The organism is Achromobacter insolitus (genome assembly GCF_002209555.1).
Lineage (GTDB): Bacteria > Pseudomonadota > Gammaproteobacteria > Burkholderiales > Burkholderiaceae_B > Achromobacter > Achromobacter insolitus.
In genome coordinates, this window is the sequence record NZ_NJIF01000003.1 from 434,042 (window position 1) to 455,053 (window position 21,012).

Consider the following 21,012-nt stretch of genomic DNA (forward strand, 5'->3'; position numbering starts at 1 on the left):
TGCCATTATTCGATCTCGATTCCCGCTTGCTCGATCAGCGCGGTCCATTGCTTGGTGTCCCGCTGCACGATCTCGGTCAATCTCTCGGGCGAACTGGAAACGAACTCCACGCCCTGGGATTCGAACTTCTGGTTCAGCTCGGGATTTTTCAGCGTATCGATCACGGCCTGGTTCAGCTTGGCCAGAACGTCGGGCGGCGTGCCCGCCTTCGCGAACAAGCCATACCAGGTTGTGTACGACACTCCCGGCAACGTCTGCGATACCAGCGGAAGCTTGGCCGTATCGGCGCCCTTGCTCGGCGCGCTCATGGCCAGCGCCTTGACCGACCCCTTGTCGATCATGGGCTTGAGCGACGGCATGCTGCTGAACAGCGCCTGTACCTGCCCGGACGCCAGGTCCGTCAGTACCTGGGACGTCCCCCGGTACGGCACGTGCACGACATCGACCTGAGCCTTGCTTTTGAAGAGTTCCATGCCCAGATGTGCCACGCCGCCTACGCCGGCCGAGCCGAAATTGACCTTGCCGGGATGGGTCCGGGCGTAATCCACGAGCCCTTGGACCGAATCCACCGGCAATTTGGCGTTGACCACCAAGACATGCGGACTCTCGGTCAGCAGGCTGATGGGCGCCAGCAGCTCCAGCACATTTTTGCCCTGCATGGCCTTGGACGGCACGGTCATGTTGCCCGATGCCGGCATCAGCAGCGTGTAGCCGTCCGCTTCAGCGCCCAATACCTGATTCAGGGCCGGCACGCCATGGCCGCCGCCGGCGTTCACCACCACCACCGGCTGACCCAGTTTGTCGCCGAACAATTTGGCGAATTCACGCCCGACCATATCCGCGGGGCCGCCGGCCGCGAACGGCACGACCATGCGGATGGGCCGCTCCGGGTACTCGGCGAGCGCCTGGGACATGGGCGCAAGACCCGCGACAAGGGCGATTGCGCCCAGGGTTTGCTTCAGCAACATTGTCTTCCTCCTGTAGTACGTAATGCTGGATTCTTCTTCTGGACAGCGAAGCGCTAGCGCGCGGGCCCGATGTCCAGCGTGGCGCGGGCCAACGCGTCATCGAGCCAGGCAGGCCTGAGTTCGCCTCGCGCAATGGCAGCCATGCGAAGCGCTTCGGCTTTGCCCTTGGCCAACGCGGCGGCAATCAATCCATCGCTCTCGGCAGGGCCAAACACCACCAGGCCGTCGTCGTCCCCCAGGATCCAATCGCCCGGATTGACGGTGACACCACCGCACTGGATCGAACGGCCGACGCTGCCGCCGCCTGCCTTGTGCGGACCCGCAGGCGAAAGCGCCGCGGCGAACACCGGCAAGGCGCCCTCGCGCAGCTCGGCGGCATCGCGCATGGCGCCATCGACCACGACCCCGGCAATACCGGCGGCCGCGGCCTGCGCGCACATGATTCCGCCCATCACGGCACGATCCGCGTAGCCCTGGGCGTCCACCACAAGCACCTCGCTTGGCTGCGCCATCGCCAGCGCGGCATGGATCGCCAGGTTGTCGCCTGCCGGCACGGACACCGTCAGCGCCCGCCCTCGCAACAACCACCCTGCCCTTAACGGCTTGACGGCCGCGCGCATCACGCGGGCGCCCACATCGGCCAACAAGGTGCTGCAAAGCCCTTCGGTAAACACATCGGACATGACACTCACTCCATCAGGGCCGAAACGACGGCCGGGAAAATACTTTGGAAGGCCTCGCCATACCGCGTGCCGGCCGTCTTGCCTCGCCGGCCCGCCTGGGCGCCGCGTTGCAGCGCCACACGCTCGTAATAGGCCCAGAGGTTGCGCTGGGTCGGCATGGCCTGCATGGCGGCCCACTTGCGGTCCCAGACCTCGGTAATGTCGAGCAGCAAATTGGGCTTGAAGCCGCAAAGCTCGGTCTGGTGCGGCTCAAAGCACAGCACCTGGGGCGGCACCACGAAGTCGCCGCCATGCCCTGGCGCCATGGCCTGCATGCGCGCGCGCAATGCCATTTCAAACGTGCGGCAGTGATCCAGGTTGGACGGATCGTGCTCCGGGTGCGTCAGCACCACCGACGCCTGAATCCGGCGCAATGTGTCGGAAATGCGCCGTACCGAATCTGCCGAATCCGGCATCGGGTAGTCGCCCAGATCGTGAAAATCGAGCGAACTCACGCCCAGGATCTGCGCAGCGCTCTCGGCCTCGGCGCGCCGCAAGGCCTTTACGCCATCGCGCTGGGCGTCGCCCTGCCATGCCGCGTTGGACTCGCCGTTTTCGCCATAGCTCAGGCACACCAGGTGCACGTCCACGCCACGCTGCGCATGCAGCGCCATCGCGCCACCGCAACGCCACACGAAGTCGCCCACATGTGCCGTAACCACCAGCATCGAACTCGCCATCTCAATCTCCGAATTGGGAATGGCCTCATTATATTTTTATGAAATGACGTTGTATCTAGTACAATAAGCCAATAAATACGCAGCTTTTGGAGATTATGTTGAGTAACGACGGAGTGGTGGCGGTGGAACGCGCGCTAAGCGTGCTGGACTGTTTCCGGCCTGGCGCCGAGCATTTGGCGCTGGCGGATTTCGCGCAGCGCCTACCGCTGCACAAGACCACGATCTTCCGCCTGCTCAATTCGTTGGCGCGTTGCGGCTACGTGGTGCGTGAAGCCGATGGCCGTTATGGGCTGGGGCCGCGCGTGCTGTTCCTTGCCCGGGTGTACGAGCGCGGCTTCGACCTGTCGGCCGTCGTAATGCCTATCCTGGAAAAGCTCTCGGCCGATACGGGAGAAAGCGCGGCCTACTACGTCGAAGGCGGCGAACCGGGCCAACGGCTATGTCTGTTCCGCCATCAACCACACGAAGGCTTGCACAGCCAGGTCATCGCCGGCAGCGTCATGCCGCCCGACAAATCTTCCACTGGCCAAGTGTTTGCAATCTGGGCGCAAGGCACGCAGCAACGTGCCGACACCAACCTGCCCATCTTTTCCTGCGGGGCGCGCGACCCCTACACGTCGTCGTGGTCCGTTCCCGTGATCGGCCAAGACGACTTGTTCGTCGGCGCGCTCACCGTCGCCGGGCCGTCCGAACGCTTGAAGACGGTCGACGCCGCCAGATTCGAAGCCCTGATACTCGACCGCGCCGACGAACTGTCGCGGCGGCTCGGGGCGTCCACGGAAATGCGCGGCGTCCTGTATGGGCGGGGCTAGCAAGCCCCCTGCTCTTCCCCATTCAGGCTGGCTTGCGTGTCCGGGCATCACGCCCGAACGCGTTTACTGCTGCGCCCCGGTAGCCTTGGCCACGTAAGTCGACAAGACCTCGATTTCCTTGTCGGACAGTGTCGTGTAGGCCGGCATCTGGCCGATGCCATTGCGGATGGCCGTCTCGACGCGGGCGGCGTCGGGTTTGATTTCGTCGAGCTTGGGACCGATGGCGCCGCTGGTTTGCGCGTCATTCAGGGTGTGGCATAGCGCACAGGCTGGCGTCGCGCCGACGAACAGCGCGCGGCCCGCCTCCATGTCGGGGCCGGCCGCGCGCGCGGCGCCATACAGACTGGCGGCAGCCAAACCGATGCAAAACGCAATTTTCACGGGCAACGCCAGCATTCGTACCGTCATGCCTTGACCGCCACGGCCACGGCGTGATCGCGCCAGCTGTTGTTGATGTAGCCCCCGGAATTCTGTGGACGGTCTTCTTCCTGCACCCGGCCTTCGGTGTCGGTTGCGCGGCTGACAAGCACATGTTCTCCGGCAGTCAGTTCCACCGGCAACGCGAACTGGCGCCACGCGTAGCGGCCGAGATCGGGACCGACCAGTTCGGCTTTTTGCCATTGTTTGCCGCCGTCGATCGACACCTCGACCTGCTTGATGGCATTGACGCCGCCGAAGGCCACGCCTTGGACCACGACACGCCCAGGCTTCAGGCTGGAGGCGGACGGATTGGGCGTATTGATCCACGACTTCACGCCCATGGCCCACACCGAGGGATGGCTGGGATCGCCTTTTTGGCCGGCAGGCGCCAGGCGGTAGCCCGTCTGCTGAATGGCGGCCGGGCTCTCTTTTTCGGTGAACGCCAGCCGCTTGATGTACTTGACGCTATTGACGCCCGTATAGCCCGGCACCACCAGGCGCAAGGGGCCGCCATGGGCCAGCGGTATCGGCTCGCCGTTCAGCTCCCATGCGAGCAAGGCGTCCTGCATGGCCTCCTTGGGCACGGAACGTTCGACCATCACCATGTTCGGATCCAGGCCATCCGGCAGCTTTTCGCCCCCGGTGCCCGTCATGAACATGGCCCCAGCCGTCAATCCGCCGCAATGTTCAACCAGCGCGCTCACCGGCACGCCGCTCCAGATCACGCAGCCGGCGGCGCCGACCTGCCAGGGGGTGCCGCTGGGCTTGTTGGGAAAATAGCCGCGGCCGTTGCCCGAACACTGCAAAACCATCGCCAGCGTCTGCAAGCCCATCGTCTTCAGTTGGGCCAGGCTCAGCGACATGGGTTTGGCCACGCCCGCGATTTCTATCATCCAGGTGTCGCGATCGGCCACGATCGCTTCGTCGGGCGGCGGCAGATTGTTGCGTACGTAAAGTTGGCGCAACGGCGTGACCACGCCGCTGCCGAATGCCTCGCGACGGGTTTCGATGGTGTTGGCGCTATGCACGATCATCGCCTCGGGCTGCTTCCAGGCCGCATAGGCAGGCAGCGGTTTGGCGGCGGACGCCGAAGCGGGTGCCGGTGCGGCGGCGCCAGGCGCGGTCTTGGGCTCCGCGGCCTGCACCGCGCGCCCCAGGCTGGCGGCGGCCAGGGCGCTTGCGCCGCCGGCAAGAAGGCGTCGGCGCGCCGCGCTCTCGATCAGGGATGAACGCATTGCAGTCTCCTCGTTGGGGTCTGGAATCGTGGTTGTTCCGAAACCCTGCCGGCCTGCAACGACGTGGCTATATACCCCGCGCGCACACGTGTTTCAAGCCGCCATTAGTTATGACTGCGATGTTGGTTGAGCGGCCTTTACGTGTCAATTAGTTATTTGCAATACGTCGCCCTAACCCATTTGGATAGGCCGAACGTCGCGGGATGCGAGCGGCGCGCCTCAAGCTTGGCGGCCCAGGCTGTAGACCGACGCCGGCGGCAGATTCAGTGGAACAAAGCCGACTTTGCGCGCCCGCAGCCCGCAAGCGTCCAGCACGCTCGTGGATATCGGGCATTTCACGCCATAGGTGAACAGCGCCATCGAACCGTCCGCCGGCAAGGCATCGAATACCGCCGACAGCAATTGATGATGAAGGGCCTTGCTCATGTTGCGCAGCGGTAGCCCGCAGATCGCGGCGCCGATGCCATCCAGTTCCGGGTGGCGGTGGCGTGACAGGTCCTGGGCTGGCACCTGAAGCACCGCAGCTTCCGGGAACTGCCTCCTCAAGCTCGAACTCATGGCCGAATCCTGCTCGACCAACACCAGGCTGGCGGGGTCCAGGCCCCTGCGCAACATTTCTCGCGTAAAGACACCCGTGCCGCAGCCCAGTTCCAGGACCTTGCCGGCGGATGGCGGAATGCAGGCGGTGATAGCGGCAGCCAAGGCCGGACCGGACGGCGCCACCGCGCCGATGGCGGTGGGATTGGACAATAGCGCCCTGACGAACTGCGTGCGCTCCTGCAACCAGCCCATTGCGGTACGGGCTGCAGGCTTGCGCGGAACAATGGTTTTGTAGGGATGAGAAGAATGCATGGGGCCTCAGTCTCCTGGATCGGGAATTCCGTGCGACCCGCAAACCTTAACTGCGCCAGGCGGCGCGCGCCCGCAACCGTCGGTAAGCACCCTTGTCAATTAAGCGATGCCCGCGCAGTCCGCCGCGCCCGCGCGGCCCGGCAGCCGGACAACTCAGGTTGCATAACGCTTCCTGCCCATCCCCTATTCCGCCTTGACGTGCGCAGTGGAAATCACCTTGCCCCATTTCGCCTTTTCGTCCCGGACGAACGCACTGGCCTGCGCCCGGCTTTGCGGCATGACGAAGGTACCCAGGTCGGCCAGACGGCTTTGCACCTCGGGCTCCTCCAGCGCTTTGTTGATAGCGGCATGCAAGGTGTCCAGGACGGGCGCGGGCGTGCCCTTGGGCGCAAAGACGGCGAACCAGCCGGATGTCACCATGCCGGGCAAGGTCTCCTTGACCAGCGGAATGCTCTCGAAGCCCGGCAGTTTCCGGTCGGCGCTCATCGCAACCGGCACGAGCTTGCCTGCGCGCACCAGGGGCACCAGCGGCGCGACGCCGTCGATGTAGACCGGGATGTCGCCCTTGATCAGGGCCTGCAGCGCCTGCGACGTGCCGCTGAAGCTGACCTGGCGGAATTCGCGGCTGCCCAATTGCCCAATCAGGTACACCGACAGGTTGGGAATCGAGCCCCGCGTCGGGCTGCCTATCACCAGATCCGACGCCTCGCCCCCCTGGGCCGCCGCGATCAGGTCGGCCACGGAACGGTAAGGCGTGCCTGGCGTCGTGACCAGCATCATGGGCGTGTAGGCCAGCGTGGCCACGACTTCGGTATCGCGCTCGATGTCGAACTTGGCGGCCTGGTACAGGAACGGCGTGGTGACCGCGGCAGCCGCGTGGAACATGGCCAGCGTATAGCCATCCGGATCGGCGCGGGTCAATGCATTCATGCCGATGATGCCGTTGCCGCCGGGCCGGTTCTCGACGATGACCTGGTGCCCCCACTGGCGTCCCAGCCGGTCGGCGATCAGCCGCGTGATGATGTCCGGGGCGCTGCCCGCAGCCGTGGGCGCGATGATCCTGACCGGCTTGTCGGGAAACGGCTGGGCCCCCGCGGCGCCCAAGACGGTGCAACCCAGAACCATGGCCAATCCCGTCAGCCAGCGTCGTGCTTTCATGATGTCTCCTTATCTGGCCTTGGGCTGCGCGATGCGCGCGGCGGCCTATTAATTGCCATACTATCAATTAAATATAGATTTAATTGATAGACTGTTAAATAAGGGTTTACACCACGAATCGACGCGGACGCGCGTCGGGAATCAGGCCGGCTTGCGCGGGGCTGTCTTGCGCCTGGGTGGCGCCTTGGCGGCGGGGTCCGCCGCCCATTGCGCAATGCCGTCCAGCAAGATCCCCAGGCCGGCATCAAAAGCCAGTTCGGTGTTCAGGCTGGAAAATGCGTCGCTGACGTAGCGCGCGCCCGGATAGCGGTCAGCCGGCATCGCATCGAGCCGGCTGCGTATGAAATCGCGATGATAGACAGGCAGTTGCTTGGACGCCTCGGCCCGGCTGCTGGCCACCAGGAACTGCGCCAGCAGGTGGTACGCCAAGGCCACCTGCTCCGCCGAAAAGCCGCCTTGCATGAAGGCCGTGGTCACGTGGTTGAAGAACGCCGCGCCGAAGTCGGTTTCGCCGGACTCGACGTCCTGGAACAAGCGAAAACGGTTGTGGGATGCCACATAGGTGCTGACGCCGGGATTCTCCACCGCATAGTTCAGGCTGACCCGCGCGATGGTTTCAATATCTGCGCGCCAGTTGCCGGTCAGCGGCGGCATGCGCGCCAGGCGTTCCCGGTAATAGTTGTTGAGTACGCCCGATATCAGCTTGTCGCGCCCGCCCAGGTAATAGTGGATCAAGCCCGGGGCAACGCCGAAGTCCCTGGCCAACTGCACCATGGATATCTGTTCCAGCGAGGTCTCGCGCGCGAGCGCGATCGCGCGTTCGATGATGGTGGCCCGGCTGAGCGTGGCTTGGTCATTGATCGGCGACTCGACCCGGGGCGGACGGCCGCGCTTGCGCGGCGCGGCATCGCTGGCGGCGGGCTTTTTTGTGGCGGGCATATCGACACTCTGGGGAAGCTGGATGACCGGGGCATCCTAAGGTTTTATTGCCCCCCTGGCAAATAACCCGCCGATCCTTGCGCCTCAGCCCCCTTGCGCCTGCGCGCCATGCCGCAACAGCACCGCGCGCAAGGAGGCGGGAACCGCCGTGCCGACGCGCGCATCCAGCCGCACGCAGATGGGAGAAAACACCGCCGAGAAAACCGGACTGCCGTCGGGACGGCTGGCGCGCACCTGGATGTCGAAGGAACGCGTGCGTAGCGCCCCCACGCTGCATGCGATGTGGACGACATCGCCGGGCCAGAGCGTGCCGGTGAAATCAAACGACATGCCCCGGCACGGCGTGCCTACGCCGTGCGCTTCGCCCAGCCGCCTCCCCTCGCCCAGATGCTCGGTATAGAGCCCCACCGCGCCCAGCAGATAGTCCGTGAAGCGCCCCGTGTAGACCACGCCGGCGGGGTCGCAATCCCCCCACCGCACCTCCCGGCGGACCACGAACGGTTCCGTGCTCAAGATCATCTCGGTTGCTTTCATGGCTGCCCCTCGCACTCGGCCGGAATCAGCCCCGCTGCCTCGAAGTCCCGCACCAGAGCCGGGTACTGCTCGCGCAGGCGGCCGACATCGACCCGGCCGGTCCTCGTCATGAAACGGAATACGAATTCGTGGGGGCCATATTGGTCCATCCAGTCCCGGATGCGCTCGTACCAGTTGAAGGAAGCCTCCGAAGCGCCGATCAGCTTCTGCTTCTGGGGCTGCCGCCTGCGGCGATAGTCGTCCAGCGCTTGGGGGATGTTGTCCGGCGAGGCATTCAATGCATCGGCCAGGGCGATAGCGTCCTCCATGGCGATACGCGTGCCCGATCCGATGGAAAAATGCGCGCTGCTGAGCGCATCGCCGATCAGCACGCGGTTGCCGACATGCCAGTTGCGCGCGCGTATGACCGGAAACTGCCGCCAGTTGGAGTGGTTGGAGACCAAGGCCTGCCCGTCCAGCTCCGGCGCGAACACCTGTTCGAACAGGTGCTGCCGTTCGTCGGCGCTCATTTGCTCCATGCCCAGGTCCTGCCAACTGCGATGGTCGCACTCCGCGACAAAGGTGCTCATGGAAGCCGAGTACGGATAGTAGTGCGCAACGAAGTAGCCGGCGCCGTGCTTGCGGAACACCAGGCTCGGATGCGGAAAGGCTTTCTCGACGCCGTACCAGGCGAAATGATTCGTGAGGCTATGCCGTTGCACGTCGAACGCGACTTCATCGTTGTCGCGCAATCGCGAGTTGATGCCGTCCGCGCCGACGACGACATCCGCGTCCAGGGCCAGGAAATCCTCGATGCGCTGCTCATAGCGCACGTCCACGCCCAGGCGCCTGGCATGAACACCCAGGATGCGCAGCAATTCGATGCGCGGTATTGCGCCCCCGCTGCCCGGACGCTGCACCGTGATCGGCGTCTCGTTCGAGACAATGACCTGCCGGTCGCTGAAGCGCATGGCGCCGGTCAGCGCATCGAACACCTCCGGCGAGGCGTCGCGCAGCCGATCCAGCCCCTTGTCGGCCATGACCACGCCGAAGCCGAACGTGGCATCAGCCCGATTCTGTTCATATACGGTGACCTCCGCCGCGGGCTGGCGCTGCTTGAGCAGGATGGCGAGGAACAGGCCAGAGGGCCCGCCTCCGATAATGGCGGCTTTCATGCTTGCTCCAGCGGCTCGATGGCCAGGACATCCATGTCGAACTGCGCGATCCGGCCGTTCAGCCCCCCTGTCAGCGCCCCGTACCAGACGGCCGGCTTGAAGCCCAGTTCCTTGCGCTGAAAGCGCAGTCCCGGGTTCCCCACGATGCGTACGTAACCGTTGCCCGCGGCCTGGGTCGCGTATCCCGAGGTGGCGGTGGCGGCGTCCAGCAAGGCTTTGAACTCTGGCACGTCCAGCACGTAGATGGCCGCTTTGTCCCGTACTTGCCCGCCCAGGGCGGCGCCCTTCGCCTGCCATACCGGCTCGATGCCATGAAATCCTTCCTCTTCCAGCGCCATCGCCGCTTCAAGGGTGTTCTGCGCGTCCTGTCCGTCTTCCGCGCTGAAGGGCCGCACCTGCCAGGTGATTTCGATGGGATAGCCGTTGGGATCATTGAAGTAGATGGACTCGATCACCTCATGGCGGATCTGATAGCGCAATGGAATTCCCACCGCCTCCACCCGGGCGCGCCACTGCAGCAATTCGGCCTCGCTGTCGACGCGCCAGGCGGTGTGCGTGGCGCGGTCCTGGTAATGGTCGGTCGGCACCAGGCGGTCCGGTCGCTGCGTGCCGATGTAGTAGAAGAAGGCGATGGTGCTGCCGTTGCCGCTATCGAAAAAGAAGTGCAGAAAATCCGGATGGTTCTGGGGCCCCCAACCCTTAGCGGAAATCGCGTGCACCAGCGGCAGGCCCAGCAGATCGCGATAGAAACGCACGGTTTCCGACAATTTCCAGGTCGGCCTGGCGGTGTGGTGCACGCCATGCAGCCGTACGGACGGCGGGGCAGAAACTTCAGGCAGGGAAGGATTCATTTGGCTGGGTCTCCATGCAGGTGCTGGCCGCGTTCGGCCTCTAACGTTGCCGCGATCGCGCTGCGCAGCGCCTTTTTGCTCAGCTTTCCGGATGCGGAAAGGGGGAATTCGTCCACGACTTCAAGGCGTTCCGGCCACTTGAACTTGGCCAGCCCGACCTCCTGCAGATAGCTGCAGACCATGGGCAGCGTCAGCGTTGCGCCCGGCGCGCGGGGAATGACGAAGGCGCACACGCGCTCCCCGTACATGGGATCCGGCATGCCCACCACGGCCGAGGTCAGGATGGCCGGGTGCCCGTTGAGCACGTTTTCCACTTCCTCGGCATTGATCTTTTCGCCCCCGCGGTCCACCACGTCCTTAATGCGCCCGCAGAAGTAGTAGTAGCGCTGGCCGTCGTGCACTTCGCAGCGCATCAGGTCGCCGGACCGGTAGAAGCCGTCGGGCGTGAAGCGGCCTGCGTCCTCGGCTTCCGACTTGTAGTAGCCGCGTATGGTGTACGCCCCCCGGAAGAGCGCTTCGCCGGTTTCTCCATCGGGCACCTCGGCATCGGTGCCCGGCGTCACGATCCTGACCTCGTCATAGGCGGAAACGGGCCTGCCGACCGAGCTTTCAAGCACGCTTGCGCTGTCGCCTTCCTTGGCGAACATGATCACGCCTTCGGTCATGCCGAAAATATGAAAGGCCGGCGATCCGGTAGTCCGGGCCAAACCCGCCGCATTGCGCGGAGTGATGAAGCGGCGGCGCGCTTTTTCGCTGTCGCCCGCACGGTTCAGCTCCGGCAGGATGCGCGTCAGGATCGGGCCGGCCACGCCGAACCACGTTGGACGATACGTCCGCACCAGGCCCTGCAAAGTGGCTTCGTCCAGACTGCGGCACACGGTGACTTGCGCGCCGCTCAGGAGGAACGGCCCAAAAAAGCACCCCATGTTCAGGTTGTGCATGTAGGGCGTGGGGAAGAACAGCACGTCCTCGCAGGTGTAGCGGTTCCAGGCCGCCACGGCCCGCATGTTGTAGAGGTATTCCGATTGAAAGCGCGGAATGATCTTCGGCACGCCGGTCGTCCCGCCCGAAAGCTGGAACACGGCGACCTGAAAGGGATGCATCTCGACTTGGGTAAGGCGGGCGCGGGCGGCGGCCAGCGGCGTGGCCGCTATCAGGCCGTCTAGGGTGACGGCGCCTTCCCTGGCCTGTCCGCGCGCCTGCAGCACGTACTCCAGCGTGGGCACGTATTGCCGCATATCTTGCGCAAAAGCCACGTCGTCGAACTTCGGGTCGTCACCCTGGACCACGTGCAGCCGCGCTTGCGCCAGGTTCCCCAGGTATTCGATCTCCAGCCTGCGAAACGCCTGCAGGGAGCAGATGGGAATGATCCCCGCCTTCAGGCAGGCACAGAACGCCACCAGCAGTTCGTGGCTGTTGCCGCACTGGAATATCGCCCGGTCCAGCGGACGCAGCCCCAGCTCCAGCAACGCCGCGCCCAACCTGTCGCTGCGTTCATCCAGCTCTCGGTAGGTGTAGTGGGCGTCCGGTCCTACCAGCGCCAGCCGGTCCGCATGAGCGGCGAACGCGTCGCGTAAACCGCCCGCCAGGGTTTCCCCGGTCAGTACGCCCTGCCTCACATAGCCGCGCAGCCGGTCTTCGTCCGGGTAGCGCACGCCCTGCAGGCGCTCTGCCGGCAAGATGCTTTCCAAACTCGTCATTGATTCATCCTCTTGCGCCCGTAACGGGCGTGTCCCCTGCCTGCGTATTCAGAAATGCGCGCGCAGCCATTCTTCCAGGTGCGCGGAAGCAATGGTCCTGCCCGCGGGTTCATCCTTGGCCAGCGCCATGCCGTGATGGTTGCCGCGCACCCGCACGTGTGTCTTGGCCTGGGTGCCGAGCTGGCCGAAGATCGCGGCGATGTCGGCCGGGAACGTGCATTGGTCGCCCGTGTACTCGATCAGCAGCGTCGGCTGGCGCACCGCGGGCAGAGTCTGTTCCAACGACGCGTTGGACGACAGGCCCGACCAGGTCGACAGCCAGGACTCCGGAGTCACAACCCGCGCAAAGCCCACGCTGCCCCAGTTGGACACGAAGGGATCCTTGCCCCAGAGCGACCCGGTCTTGCGGTCCGAGGGATCCAGCGTGACGTCCCACGCACGCGGATCGGCGTCCGTGCGCCACACGTTGAAAATCGGCGCGAATGCGGCCTGCTGCCGCTCCAAGGGGTGCTGCGAGCCCGCCTTGACCTTGGCGCGGGCCTCCTGCTTGCGGGCCAGCAGCGTATGCGCGTGCCGGTCGATCCGCCGGACGCGCTCGGTCTGCGCCGCCCGGTATTTCTCGAGGAACGCGGGGTCATACCGCGCCTGGCCCGTCTGCGCGTCATAGCCGTTCTCAGCGGAGAACGGATCCAGCGCCGGATCGGAGCGCATCGGATCGCCTTCGTCCAAAACCGAGGGGTCCAGGCCCGCCATGAGCAGCCTGCCCTGCCCTGGATGCGGCGACAGCAGCACCAGGCCATCCACGATGGGCATATCCAGTTCCGCAAGCCTGGTGGGCCAGCCTGCCGGCGTCTTGGCGATGCGCGCCTCCGGCGCCAAAAGCGACTGCTGGTTGTAAAGCGCATACAGCCCGGCGCCCCCGGAATTGCCCAGGAGCACAATGCGCGCATAGTCCAGGTCGCGCAGATGCTTCATGCCCGCGGCCACGTCGAACAGCGCGATCTCATGTTCCAGCCGCAAGTCGTTGCCGATGGAGCGCGGCCCCTGCACCCAGCAGGCGCACCCCGCGTCCAGCACCGCCGGCACCATGTAGTGCGTGACGGACATTTCGCGCGGGTGCATCAGGGACACCACGGTCCGTTCCTTGCCCGTCGCCGTGAACAGGAAGCCCAACGTGCGCTGCCCGTCGGCCGTGGCCAACGCGTAGGGCACGACCTTGTAGGGCCGCCGCATCAACTCCGCGTCCCAGGACGCGCCCCGCATGCCTGCCGTCACTGCGGCAATGTCCTTCTCCGCCACGAGCATCTCCCAATAATTAACACCCAGGCAAATAATTTATGAATTATTTGCCTGGGTGTCAATTAATTATTGATGCCCGACCGGCTTTGGGGGGCGTTACCGGCAAGCGCTCAGTGCGAGCGATTGCCGGACCCGATTCCCGCCCCCTGCCCTTTAGCGCTGGACCGGACGCAGGTTCAGCGTATCGGCTTTTTCGCTATCCACCTTGGCGCGGCTGAAGGCCATGGGGAAATATTCGCCCGTGGCCCAGTCCTTGAGCAGGTTCTTGTAGTACGGACTGCGCGGATCGGCGGACTGCCCGGGCACGTTCTGCACGCGCGAGTTGTCCCAGTCGGCCACGTCGATCACCTGCCGGTACGACGAACCGCTGATCTGGCGGAAGTCGCTGGCCCGGAATGTGGCGCGGTGCACGGTGTCGTTGTCTCCGCTGACCGGATAGCGCGGCGTGCCGTAGGCCTTGGCGGTGGCTTCGGGCAGCAGGCTGGCCAGACTGTGCTCGAACTGGATGTGGTGCAGCTTGCCCCACTGCCATTGCGAAGCGTCCGGTCCCAGCTTGGCGCGCAGCTTCTGCATGCCATCGTTCAGGGCCTGGAGCAACAAGGCGTCGCGGCCCTGCTGCGGCTGCGGGCCGAAGGCGCTGTCCGGGTTCGCCAGCTTCTCCAGCGTCTTGGCCGTCGACAGGTTGCCAAAAGCCGCTCGGCCGTTGGCTGGCACGTAGAGTTCAGACACCCGCTTGACCACTTCGGGCAGCCAGAACTCATAGACCGTGGCCGCGCGCGACTCCGTTTCGACGCGCGCGTCCCAGTCCTTCAACAGGCTCAGCGCCTGCGACGTTCCGGGGTCGGCCGAGTTGAGCGACTTCGCGTAGCCGGTCAGCGTGCGCGCAGGGATGGACAAGTTGTCGTACTGCAGGGCCTGCGAGCTCTGCACCGTCTGGCCCTTGCTGTCGGCAAGCACCTCTCGAATGCGCTGCACGCGATAAGGCTCGGCCCAGGTGCGGGCGGACATTTCCTTGTAGCGGTAATCGGCCGGCAGGTTGTATTCGTTGGCGGTGGCCACATAGCCCTCGGGAGGGTTGTAGGCCCGAGGCAAGGCGTTGCCCGGCAGGAAACCACGCCATTCGAAGTCGCCATTGCCGGGCACGGGCAGCATGCCGGACCAGTCGGCCCGCGGGCGTATCGGCGCGATGCTGCCGCCGAACCAGCCGATGTTGCCATCGACGTCCGCGTAGACCATGTTCTCGCTGGGCGTGTAGTGCTTTTCCATGCCGGCGACGAACTCATTCCAGTTCTGCGCCTGGTTCAGTCGCAGGCTGGCCAGATAGGCCGCGGTGCCCGGAAACTCCAGGTAGGCCGCGCGCAAGGCGTAGGCCTTGTGCCGCACCGGGTCCACGTGGATCACCGGGCCGTGGCGCGTGAACTTCAGTTGACGCACCGCGGCAGCCTGTCCGCGCACCGGGATCGATTCGTCGACCTGCCGCATCTTTTCCCAGCGGCCCTGGTAGCGGTACTCATCGGGCCTGGCCGGGTTGGTGTCGTAGACGTACAGGTCTTCCTCGTCGCCGAAGGCAAAGATCGTCAGCCCGAAGGCGATGCGGTCGTTATGCCCCATGGACACGCCGGGCAGCGCCGGTTCGCCCGCGCCAATCACGTTCCAGCCCGGCGCGTTCAGGTGCACCATGTAGCGCAGCGACGGCATGGTGATGGACCGGTGCGGGTCGCCCGCCAGGATGGGCTTGCCGGTGGCCGTGTGCTGGCCGCCTATGGTCCAGTTATTGCTTTCGTACCGGGTTGCCATGGGATCGAAGGCGGGATCCAGCGACGCCAGCATGTTGGCCGACAGATCACGCGCGAGCTGCTCGCGTTCGGCTGCCGCGAGCGGGCTGCGCGGGAAATCCGCCGCCACGAACTTCTGCCCGTTGCGCGCCAGGTTGTAGTCGGCCAGGACAGTGCTGTCGATCTGGCGCACGTCCAGACCGGCCGGCACCTGCAGGGCCAGGGGTGGCTCGAACGTGCTGAGTCCCTGCACGGCATTCAGGCCCAGCGCGGCGACCCGCTGCGCCATCCGGACCTCTTCGCTGAGGTTGCGCGTCAGGCCGTAGATGCGGATAAGTGAAGTCTCGGGACTCCAATAGCCCGGCTCGGTGCCGGTCAGCTTGAACTCGGGCGGCATCTGCTCCGGATTTGCCTTGACCCAGTCGACATAGGCATTGATGCCTGCCGCAAAGGACGTGAGGATGGCCTTGCCTTGGGGATGGTAGCTGGCGAATTCGGCCTGCATGTCGCCGCGGTAGAGGAAGAGCCGCGCCGCGCGATCCTGCTCGACAAACCGCGGGCCGAACTGTTCCGCCATCTTGCCCTCGCCCTGCCGGCGCCACAGGTCCAGCTGCCACAAACGGTCGCGCGCGGCGCTGAAGCCTTGCGCGAAGAACAGGTCATCCTGGTTCTGCGCATAGATATGGGACACCCCATGCCGATCCCGCACGATTTCCACCGGCTGGGACAGCCCTTTCATATCGACGGTTTCTTTCTTGCCTCCGGGCGACGCGCAGCCTGCCAGCACTGCAACGAGCCCGCTCGCCAAGAATGCCGCGGCCCTGCGTTTGAACGTACGCATTGACTCCTCCTCGGGTTTATCTGTCTTCTATCTGCCTGCCGGCATCGAGGGGGCCATGCCGCTCGACGCGACAGTCAGGGCGGCAAACGCCCTCGCAATATGTACAGCTAAATCACGGAGTCGGCGAACGCTGTTTCATTTGATCAGGCTTGCCAGAATCGGTAACGTGTTTACGGGCGCTCCAATATGCCGCCATGCAAAGTGCAGGGCCGCATGGCGTGGGAACCAACAAGCCCCCCGGCGTGGCCCCTTGCGCAAGCATGCGTTCAAGCCTAAATTGGTCTGGTCGCCGTCGCTCTCACCAAGAGCGCGCTGCGCGAATGGCGTCATTGGGTTGTTTTTCTATCTTTTGTTCCTCCAAGGAGCGATGCGATGAAAGTGAAACACCTGTTTGGTCCGGCAGCGCTCGCGCTGTCGTTGCTGGTCGCCGCGCCGGTGGTGGCCGCGCCGTCAGATCCGGCGCCCATCATCACCGGCAAGCAATGGACTGAGTCCGACGCAAGCCTGAAAAAGGCCTACCTGCTTGGCATGGCGAACCTCATCCAGGTAGAGCAAGCCTATCAGCAACGCCGCGCCCCGGCGGACAACCAGACGCTGATCCCCCGCTTCGCCAAGGGCCTGCAAAGCCATACGCTCGACTCCGTGCGCGAAAGCCTGGATAGCTGGTATGCAGCCAACCCGACCAGGATGGACCGCCCCGTGGTTGAAACGCTCTGGTTCGAAATCGTCGCGCCAGCCGCTCCCGCTACTCCCGCCGCTCCCGCCAAGCGCGCCCGCTAGGAGACCGCCATGAAAGTCATCCGATCGATCGCCATAGGCCTCATGATGGGGTCGCTGGTTGCCTGCACCAACATGAGTTCCAAGCAACAAGGCACCCTGTCAGGCGCCGCCATCGGCGCCGCAGCGGGCGCCGGCATTGCCGCCATCGCGGGCGGCAGCGGCTGGACCGGCGCGGCCATCGGCGCCGCCGCCGGCGGCATCGCCGGCAACATATACGGCGATAAGCACTGAACCGGGCGCCCTGGCGCCTGTCCCGGTCCCGGGCCTACGCCCGGGACCGCGGCTACAGATTGCCGGTGGACTTGCCGATCCGCCAGTAAACGCCCCCGCCTGTCATCCCGCCGTCGACCGGCAGGTCGGCGCCGGTGATGAACGACGCCTCGGGCCCCAGCAAAAACATCACCGCCGCCGCGATCTCGTCGGCCTCCGCGCCCCGTGAAAGCGGCGTGGCGTCGCGGTTGCCTTCATAGAACAGCCGCGCCCGCGCAGCGTCATGCACGGCATTGGGCTGCATGATCATCGGCGTTTCCACAAGCCCCGGGCATACCGTGTTGACGCGGATACCCCGCCCGGCCAGCTCCAGCGACGCCGCCCGCGTCAGGCCCCGCAAGGCCCACTTGCTGGCGGTGTAGGCCGCGCTGAAGTACCCGGTGAGCCCGGCCGTCGACGAAGTGTTGACGATAGCGGCGCCCTCCGGCATCAGGCCGGCCAGGTTGCGGATCGCGAGAAACGGCCCGTCCAGGTTGATGTCCAGCAGGCGCCGCCATTCGGCGTGGGTGGTTTCGGTCACCGTCTTGCGCAAGGTCACCCCCGCGTTGTTGACCAGGCCATAAAGTGGCACACCCGCCTGCTCGATTTCGACCGCAAGCGCAGCCCAATCGGACTCAAGGGCCACGTCCGCCACGCGGTTATGCAAGCGCCCGGCATGCTCTCCCGCGGCCGCGCGCAGCGCAGCCCAACTGGCATCGTCTTGCGGCAACACGTCCAGGGCATAGACGGTCGCACCTGCTTGCAACAGGCGTAGCGCCTCGGCCGCGCCTTGCCCTCTGGCCGCGCCCGTGACGACCGCCGCCTTTCCCGCCCAGTAAGAATCCATGCCGTTCCCGTTCATCATGTCTTGGAGACTCCGCCGTCAGCCATCAGCACATGGCCAGTGACGTAGCTCGACGCCTGCGAGGCCAGGTACAGCGCCGCATCGGCAATCTCGGCAGGTTGGCCGACGCGCCGCACCGGCAGGCGCTCGACGTACTCGGCGTAGGTGGCGGCATCGCCGTGCATCCAGCTGCTCATCGGCGTTTCGATGAACCCCGGCGCGATCGCGTTCACGCGCAGTCCCTTGGGGCTCCATTCCAGCGCCAGGCATTGCGTCAGGTGCGCCACGCCGGCCTTGGCCGCCGCGTAGTCGGCGCAATTCGGGCGCGGCTTGACGCCCGCATAGCTCGACAGGTTGATGATGGCGCCGCTGCCTTGCGCGATCATGTGCCGCGCGGCCGCCTGCGCGCCGAAGAACGTGCCCTTGAGATTGATGTCGATCGTGCGTTGCCAGGCGGCCTCGTCCAGCTCCATGGCCGGCGCCCGCGCCATGAAGCCCGCGTTGTTGATCCACACATCCAGCGCCCCGTACCGCGCCGCCACGGCGTCGGCCAGATCGCGCACGGCCTGTGCGTGCGTCACATCCAGCTTTCGGCAATCGGCATTCACGCCGGAGAGGGCCTCAAGGTCCAGGTCGGTGGCGACGACGGTCGCTCCCTGCTGGCTGAACGCCGCCGCCATGGCGCGTCCAATCCCGCCCCCGGCGCCGGTAACGACCACGGTTTTCCCTGCCAGATCCGGATAATTCATTTTGCTCATGTGATGTTGGATAGATTGAAGTTCAGTTGTATGCAGCGCGCCTGGCGCCTTGCTTCGCGGCAGCCGTGGCTGCGTCCTCGCCCGGCAGTCGGATGTCGTTCAGGTCCATGCCGGCCGTTTCCTTGATCAGGAATGCGCCTGCGAAGGCCATCAACCCCAATGCCCCTACGTAGGCCGTGTAGACCCAGTCCAGCCCCTGGGCTCCCAGCCAGGCGTTGATGTAGGGAGCCGTGCCGCCGAAGATCGCGACCGACAGCGACGAGATGAATCCCACGCCCATGGCGCGCGCGCCGGTAGGCACCTGTTCCGCCACCACCGCCGGGAAGATCGCCGCCAAGAGCGCCCAAACCAGCAGTCCGATCAACTGGCCCACGAATAGCGTCCAAGGTTGGTCGGTCACGATGTGCGATACCGGAAACACCGCCAGCGCCACGCCCAGGCCAAATGCCATGACCATGGGCTTGCGGCCGTAGCGGTCCGCCAGCCAGCCGCAAACCGGCAGCCACAGCAGGCACAGCAGTTGCGCGATCAGGCTGGCCGTGTAGGCGCCCGACGGATCCATGCCCTTGGTCGCGATGGCCGTGGCCGGCGCGAACGTGACCCAGGTGTAGTACGTGGCATTGGAGGCGGCGGCGATCATCACGATGTTGCGCGCGATCTTCAACGCTTGGCGCGTCGTGATCTTCGGCGCGCCGCCCTGCTCCGTCCTGTGCTCGAACACCTCACTCTCGCTGGCGCTGCGGCGCAGGAACAGCGCATAGACGCCCAGCAAGGCGCCCACGCCAAAGCCCACGCGCCAGCCCCAGGCCTCCATCGCCGGCTTGCCCAGCCAGGAGGTCAACAACGCCGCCAGCGCGGTCGCCGCCATGACGCCGATGGTGACGCTGACGAAGACCGAGCTGGACCAGAGCCCGCGCCTGGCCGGCGGCGCGATCTCCGCCACGTAGGTATAGGCCACGCCGGACTCGCCGCCGTGCGCCAGGCCCTGCATCAGGCGGCAAACGAACAGCAGCACCGATGCCAGCACCCCGGCCTGTTCGTACGTAGGCAGCAGCGCGATCGCCAGGCTGGTCAAGGCCAGCAGGCACATCGTCAGGACCAGCGTGAACTTGCGGCCGTAGCGATCGCCGATGCGGCCGAACAGCCAGCCGCCGACGGGCCGCGCGAGGAATCCGCCAGCGAAGACGGCCAGGGTCGCCAGCAGCGCCGACCCCCGATCGGAGGGATCGAACAGGTTCATGGCCAGATACGCGGAGAACGTGCCGTACAAGGTCCAGTCGAACCACTCCAGGGCATTGCCTACGGCCGCCGCCCGCAGCGAAGCCTGGCGGCGCTGGCGGTTCTGTGTCTCCATCATTTTTGTCGTTGTCATCTTCTTATTCCTGGGTGTCCCGGCCGAGGTGCTGCGCGAACCAGTTGGCCGCTGCGCTGCTGGTGCGTTCGAAGTGCTCCGTGTAGACCGAGTAATGGCCGCCCGGCAGCAACAGGAGTTGCTTGGGCTGGTGCGCAGCATTGAACGCGTCCTGCTGCAGATCGGCGGGCGTCAAGCCGTCGCCCGTCGCGACAATCATCAAAAGAGGCGTGGGCGCGATGCGCCGGACATACGTGCCCGGCTCATAGGCCCGCGCCAACTCCAGCGACCGCAGCGTGACTTCATTGACCCAGGTCGGACAGCGGCGCGCTTCTCCGGTCATGTAGTTGTAGGAGTCCGGACCCGGATAGGCGACTGGCGCATCGGGGTCGGCGTCGACCATGCGCAGCGTCGCCGGCGGCTGGCCTGCGTCGCGCGCCTCGCGGTCGGCTTCGAACGCTGCTTGCAGCGCCAGCGCCTTGTCGTAGCGCACGCGCCGTTGCGCCGCAGAAAACCCGCTGGTGGTCGGGACCTGGCTGACCACGCATTTGACCCGCCGGTCGATGGCGGCGACCGTCAGCGCGTGGCCGCCGCTGTAGCTGCTACCCCAGATGCCGATGCGCTCGCGGTCCACTTCCGGACGCCGGCGCAAATAGGAAATGGCCGACCGGAAGTCGTGGATCTGCCGCTGCGGGTCGATCTCCTGGCGGGGCATGCCCTCGCTGCGACCCAAGTTGCGGAAGTCAAAGGTCAACGCGGCCAGACCCCGGGCGACCACTGCCGCGGCATAGTCTTCCAGATCGCCGCCCGCCACCATGGACCAGCCATGCGCCAGCACCACCGCGCCCACCGGCTCGGCAGTGTTCGCCGGCAAGTAGAAGGTGCCGCGGATCAGGTCCCCCTCCACCCTGAATTCAATCGGTTCTGCCGATCCTTTCGGGACCGTATCTTCTGGCAATGATGCATTCACGCCTGTCTCCTTATTGCTCATTTATGAGCTAATATTTTGTGAACAGGTCGAATTCTGCCCATCGGGCCTGTCGCGAACAAGCGCTATTATTCGCACCATCAATCGGTATTAACGATTGAT

At 65.3% G+C, this 21,012-nt stretch carries 21 protein-coding genes; 3 read left to right on the forward strand and 18 right to left on the reverse strand.

From position 1 onward, the window contains the following. Window positions 1-5: 5 nt before the first annotated feature. Genes CEY08_RS12170 through CEY08_RS12180 form a run of 3 tightly spaced genes read right to left on the reverse strand, consistent with a single transcriptional unit; the run spans window position 6 to window position 2,370 of the window. On the reverse strand, window positions 6-968 hold the full coding sequence (locus tag CEY08_RS12170; protein ID WP_076813453.1) for a Bug family tripartite tricarboxylate transporter substrate binding protein: 963 nt from the start codon (window positions 966-968) through the stop codon (window positions 6-8). 53 nt (window positions 969-1,021) lie between these two features. Next, window positions 1,022-1,651 carry an RraA family protein gene (locus tag CEY08_RS12175; protein WP_076813450.1) on the reverse strand — a complete coding sequence of 210 codons (630 nt, stop codon included), beginning with the start codon at window positions 1,649-1,651 and terminating at the stop codon, window positions 1,022-1,024. A gap of 5 nt (window positions 1,652-1,656) precedes the next feature. Then, window positions 1,657-2,370 carry a PIG-L deacetylase family protein gene (locus CEY08_RS12180; RefSeq protein ID WP_063961697.1) on the reverse strand — a complete coding sequence of 238 codons (714 nt, stop codon included), beginning with the start codon at window positions 2,368-2,370 and terminating at the stop codon, window positions 1,657-1,659. Window positions 2,371-2,468: 98 nt separating this feature from the next. On the opposite strand from CEY08_RS12180, the gene CEY08_RS12185 reads away from it, so the two are divergent. Continuing rightward, on the forward strand, window positions 2,469-3,182 hold the full coding sequence (locus CEY08_RS12185) for an IclR family transcriptional regulator (RefSeq protein ID WP_042797041.1): 714 nt from the start codon (window positions 2,469-2,471) through the stop codon (window positions 3,180-3,182). A 63-nt stretch (window positions 3,183-3,245) separates the two neighbouring features. On the opposite strand, the gene sorU is transcribed toward CEY08_RS12185, so the two are convergent. The 11 genes from sorU to CEY08_RS12240 form a co-directional block, all read right to left on the reverse strand. Continuing rightward, entirely contained in the window at window positions 3,246-3,590 is a 345-nt protein-coding gene (gene sorU, locus CEY08_RS12190) for a SorU family sulfite dehydrogenase c-type cytochrome subunit (RefSeq protein WP_084738541.1), read from the reverse strand. Next, window positions 3,587-4,837, reverse strand: coding sequence for a SorT family sulfite dehydrogenase catalytic subunit (gene sorT / locus CEY08_RS12195; RefSeq protein ID WP_076813447.1), 1,251 nt, complete (start codon window positions 4,835-4,837; stop codon window positions 3,587-3,589). The genes sorU and sorT overlap by 4 nt, the downstream gene beginning before the upstream one ends. A 219-nt stretch (window positions 4,838-5,056) precedes the next feature. After that, window positions 5,057-5,689: a class I SAM-dependent methyltransferase gene (locus tag CEY08_RS12200; RefSeq protein WP_042793554.1), complete on the reverse strand. Its 633-nt coding sequence runs from the start codon at window positions 5,687-5,689 to the stop codon at window positions 5,057-5,059. 183 nt (window positions 5,690-5,872) lie between these two features. Beyond that, on the reverse strand, window positions 5,873-6,847 hold the full coding sequence (locus CEY08_RS12205; protein WP_063961694.1) for a Bug family tripartite tricarboxylate transporter substrate binding protein: 975 nt from the start codon (window positions 6,845-6,847) through the stop codon (window positions 5,873-5,875). Window positions 6,848-6,988: 141 nt separating this feature from the next. Beyond that, window positions 6,989-7,786, reverse strand: a complete 798-nt coding sequence (locus tag CEY08_RS12210; protein ID WP_084738540.1) for a TetR/AcrR family transcriptional regulator — start codon at window positions 7,784-7,786, stop codon at window positions 6,989-6,991. 84 nt (window positions 7,787-7,870) lie between these two features. Beyond that, window positions 7,871-8,320 carry an acyl-CoA thioesterase gene (locus tag CEY08_RS12215; protein ID WP_076813445.1) on the reverse strand — a complete coding sequence of 150 codons (450 nt, stop codon included), beginning with the start codon at window positions 8,318-8,320 and terminating at the stop codon, window positions 7,871-7,873. After that, entirely contained in the window at window positions 8,317-9,474 is a 1,158-nt protein-coding gene (locus tag CEY08_RS12220) for an FAD-dependent monooxygenase (protein WP_063961691.1), read from the reverse strand. The genes CEY08_RS12215 and CEY08_RS12220 overlap by 4 nt, the downstream gene beginning before the upstream one ends. Further along, on the reverse strand, window positions 9,471-10,325 hold the full coding sequence (locus CEY08_RS12225; protein ID WP_063961690.1) for a VOC family protein: 855 nt from the start codon (window positions 10,323-10,325) through the stop codon (window positions 9,471-9,473). The genes CEY08_RS12220 and CEY08_RS12225 overlap by 4 nt, the downstream gene beginning before the upstream one ends. After that, complete coding sequence (locus CEY08_RS12230; protein ID WP_088607678.1) at window positions 10,322-12,025, reverse strand: AMP-binding protein; 1,704 nt, start codon at window positions 12,023-12,025, stop codon at window positions 10,322-10,324. Before CEY08_RS12230 ends, CEY08_RS12225 begins: the two co-directional genes overlap by 4 nt. Window positions 12,026-12,073: 48 nt before the next feature. Further along, window positions 12,074-13,324, reverse strand: a complete 1,251-nt coding sequence (locus tag CEY08_RS12235) for an alpha/beta fold hydrolase (protein WP_408609550.1) — start codon at window positions 13,322-13,324, stop codon at window positions 12,074-12,076. Window positions 13,325-13,477: 153 nt separating this feature from the next. Beyond that, window positions 13,478-15,940 (reverse strand): penicillin acylase family protein, encoded by a 2,463-nt coding sequence (locus CEY08_RS12240; RefSeq protein ID WP_088607679.1) that lies wholly within the window; start codon window positions 15,938-15,940, stop codon window positions 13,478-13,480. A gap of 372 nt (window positions 15,941-16,312) precedes the next feature. Between CEY08_RS12240 and CEY08_RS12245 the strand changes: the two genes are divergently transcribed. Together CEY08_RS12245 and CEY08_RS12250 are read left to right on the forward strand one after the other, a co-directional pair. Further along, window positions 16,313-16,720: a hypothetical protein gene (locus tag CEY08_RS12245; RefSeq protein WP_042793546.1), complete on the forward strand. Its 408-nt coding sequence runs from the start codon at window positions 16,313-16,315 to the stop codon at window positions 16,718-16,720. Between the two features lie 9 nt (window positions 16,721-16,729). After that, window positions 16,730-16,951, forward strand: a complete 222-nt coding sequence (locus CEY08_RS12250; protein ID WP_013393765.1) for a YMGG-like glycine zipper-containing protein — start codon at window positions 16,730-16,732, stop codon at window positions 16,949-16,951. 52 nt (window positions 16,952-17,003) lie between these two features. Here the strand turns inward: CEY08_RS12250 and CEY08_RS12255 are convergent, their stop codons facing one another. Genes CEY08_RS12255 through CEY08_RS12270 form a run of 4 tightly spaced genes read right to left on the reverse strand, consistent with a single transcriptional unit; the run spans window position 17,004 to window position 20,880 of the window. Next, complete coding sequence (locus CEY08_RS12255; RefSeq protein ID WP_082884616.1) at window positions 17,004-17,816, reverse strand: SDR family NAD(P)-dependent oxidoreductase; 813 nt, start codon at window positions 17,814-17,816, stop codon at window positions 17,004-17,006. 14 nt (window positions 17,817-17,830) lie between these two features. After that, the gene (locus tag CEY08_RS12260; RefSeq protein WP_232033725.1) at window positions 17,831-18,571 is read right to left on the reverse strand and encodes an SDR family NAD(P)-dependent oxidoreductase; all 741 of its coding nucleotides are present in this window, start codon (window positions 18,569-18,571) and stop codon (window positions 17,831-17,833) included. A 22-nt stretch (window positions 18,572-18,593) separates the two neighbouring features. Continuing rightward, a complete protein-coding gene (locus tag CEY08_RS12265) occupies window positions 18,594-19,925 on the reverse strand; it encodes an MFS transporter (protein WP_076817673.1) in 1,332 nt (443 codons plus the stop codon). Between the two features lie 22 nt (window positions 19,926-19,947). Further along, complete coding sequence (locus tag CEY08_RS12270) at window positions 19,948-20,880, reverse strand: alpha/beta hydrolase (RefSeq protein ID WP_317629806.1); 933 nt, start codon at window positions 20,878-20,880, stop codon at window positions 19,948-19,950. Between the last annotated feature and the right edge of the window lie 132 nt (window positions 20,881-21,012).

What these genes read in the sequence shown, in the direction of transcription:
- CEY08_RS12230 (WP_088607678.1), bottom strand. Translation starts at nt 12,025, where the DNA reads ATGACGAGTTTGGAAAGCATCTTGCCGGCAGAGCGCCTGCAGGGCGTG.
- CEY08_RS12205 (WP_063961694.1), bottom strand. Translation starts at nt 6,847, where the DNA reads ATGAAAGCACGACGCTGGCTGACGGGATTGGCCATGGTTCTGGGTTGC.
- sorU (WP_084738541.1), bottom strand. Translation starts at nt 3,590, where the DNA reads ATGACGGTACGAATGCTGGCGTTGCCCGTGAAAATTGCGTTTTGCATC.
- CEY08_RS12245 (WP_042793546.1), top strand. Translation starts at nt 16,313, where the DNA reads ATGAAAGTGAAACACCTGTTTGGTCCGGCAGCGCTCGCGCTGTCGTTG.
- CEY08_RS12180 (WP_063961697.1), bottom strand. Translation starts at nt 2,370, where the DNA reads ATGGCGAGTTCGATGCTGGTGGTTACGGCACATGTGGGCGACTTCGTG.
- CEY08_RS12200 (WP_042793554.1), bottom strand. Translation starts at nt 5,689, where the DNA reads ATGCATTCTTCTCATCCCTACAAAACCATTGTTCCGCGCAAGCCTGCA.
- CEY08_RS12260 (WP_232033725.1), bottom strand. Translation starts at nt 18,571, where the DNA reads ATGAGCAAAATGAATTATCCGGATCTGGCAGGGAAAACCGTGGTCGTT.
- CEY08_RS12265 (WP_076817673.1), bottom strand. Translation starts at nt 19,925, where the DNA reads ATGGAGACACAGAACCGCCAGCGCCGCCAGGCTTCGCTGCGGGCGGCG.
- CEY08_RS12170 (WP_076813453.1), bottom strand. Translation starts at nt 968, where the DNA reads ATGTTGCTGAAGCAAACCCTGGGCGCAATCGCCCTTGTCGCGGGTCTT.
- CEY08_RS12215 (WP_076813445.1), bottom strand. Translation starts at nt 8,320, where the DNA reads ATGAAAGCAACCGAGATGATCTTGAGCACGGAACCGTTCGTGGTCCGC.
- CEY08_RS12250 (WP_013393765.1), top strand. Translation starts at nt 16,730, where the DNA reads ATGAAAGTCATCCGATCGATCGCCATAGGCCTCATGATGGGGTCGCTG.
- CEY08_RS12255 (WP_082884616.1), bottom strand. Translation starts at nt 17,816, where the DNA reads ATGGATTCTTACTGGGCGGGAAAGGCGGCGGTCGTCACGGGCGCGGCC.
- CEY08_RS12220 (WP_063961691.1), bottom strand. Translation starts at nt 9,474, where the DNA reads ATGAAAGCCGCCATTATCGGAGGCGGGCCCTCTGGCCTGTTCCTCGCC.
- sorT (WP_076813447.1), bottom strand. Translation starts at nt 4,837, where the DNA reads ATGCGTTCATCCCTGATCGAGAGCGCGGCGCGCCGACGCCTTCTTGCC.
- CEY08_RS12240 (WP_088607679.1), bottom strand. Translation starts at nt 15,940, where the DNA reads ATGCGTACGTTCAAACGCAGGGCCGCGGCATTCTTGGCGAGCGGGCTC.
- CEY08_RS12210 (WP_084738540.1), bottom strand. Translation starts at nt 7,786, where the DNA reads ATGCCCGCCACAAAAAAGCCCGCCGCCAGCGATGCCGCGCCGCGCAAG.
- CEY08_RS12175 (WP_076813450.1), bottom strand. Translation starts at nt 1,651, where the DNA reads ATGTCCGATGTGTTTACCGAAGGGCTTTGCAGCACCTTGTTGGCCGAT.
- CEY08_RS12225 (WP_063961690.1), bottom strand. Translation starts at nt 10,325, where the DNA reads ATGAATCCTTCCCTGCCTGAAGTTTCTGCCCCGCCGTCCGTACGGCTG.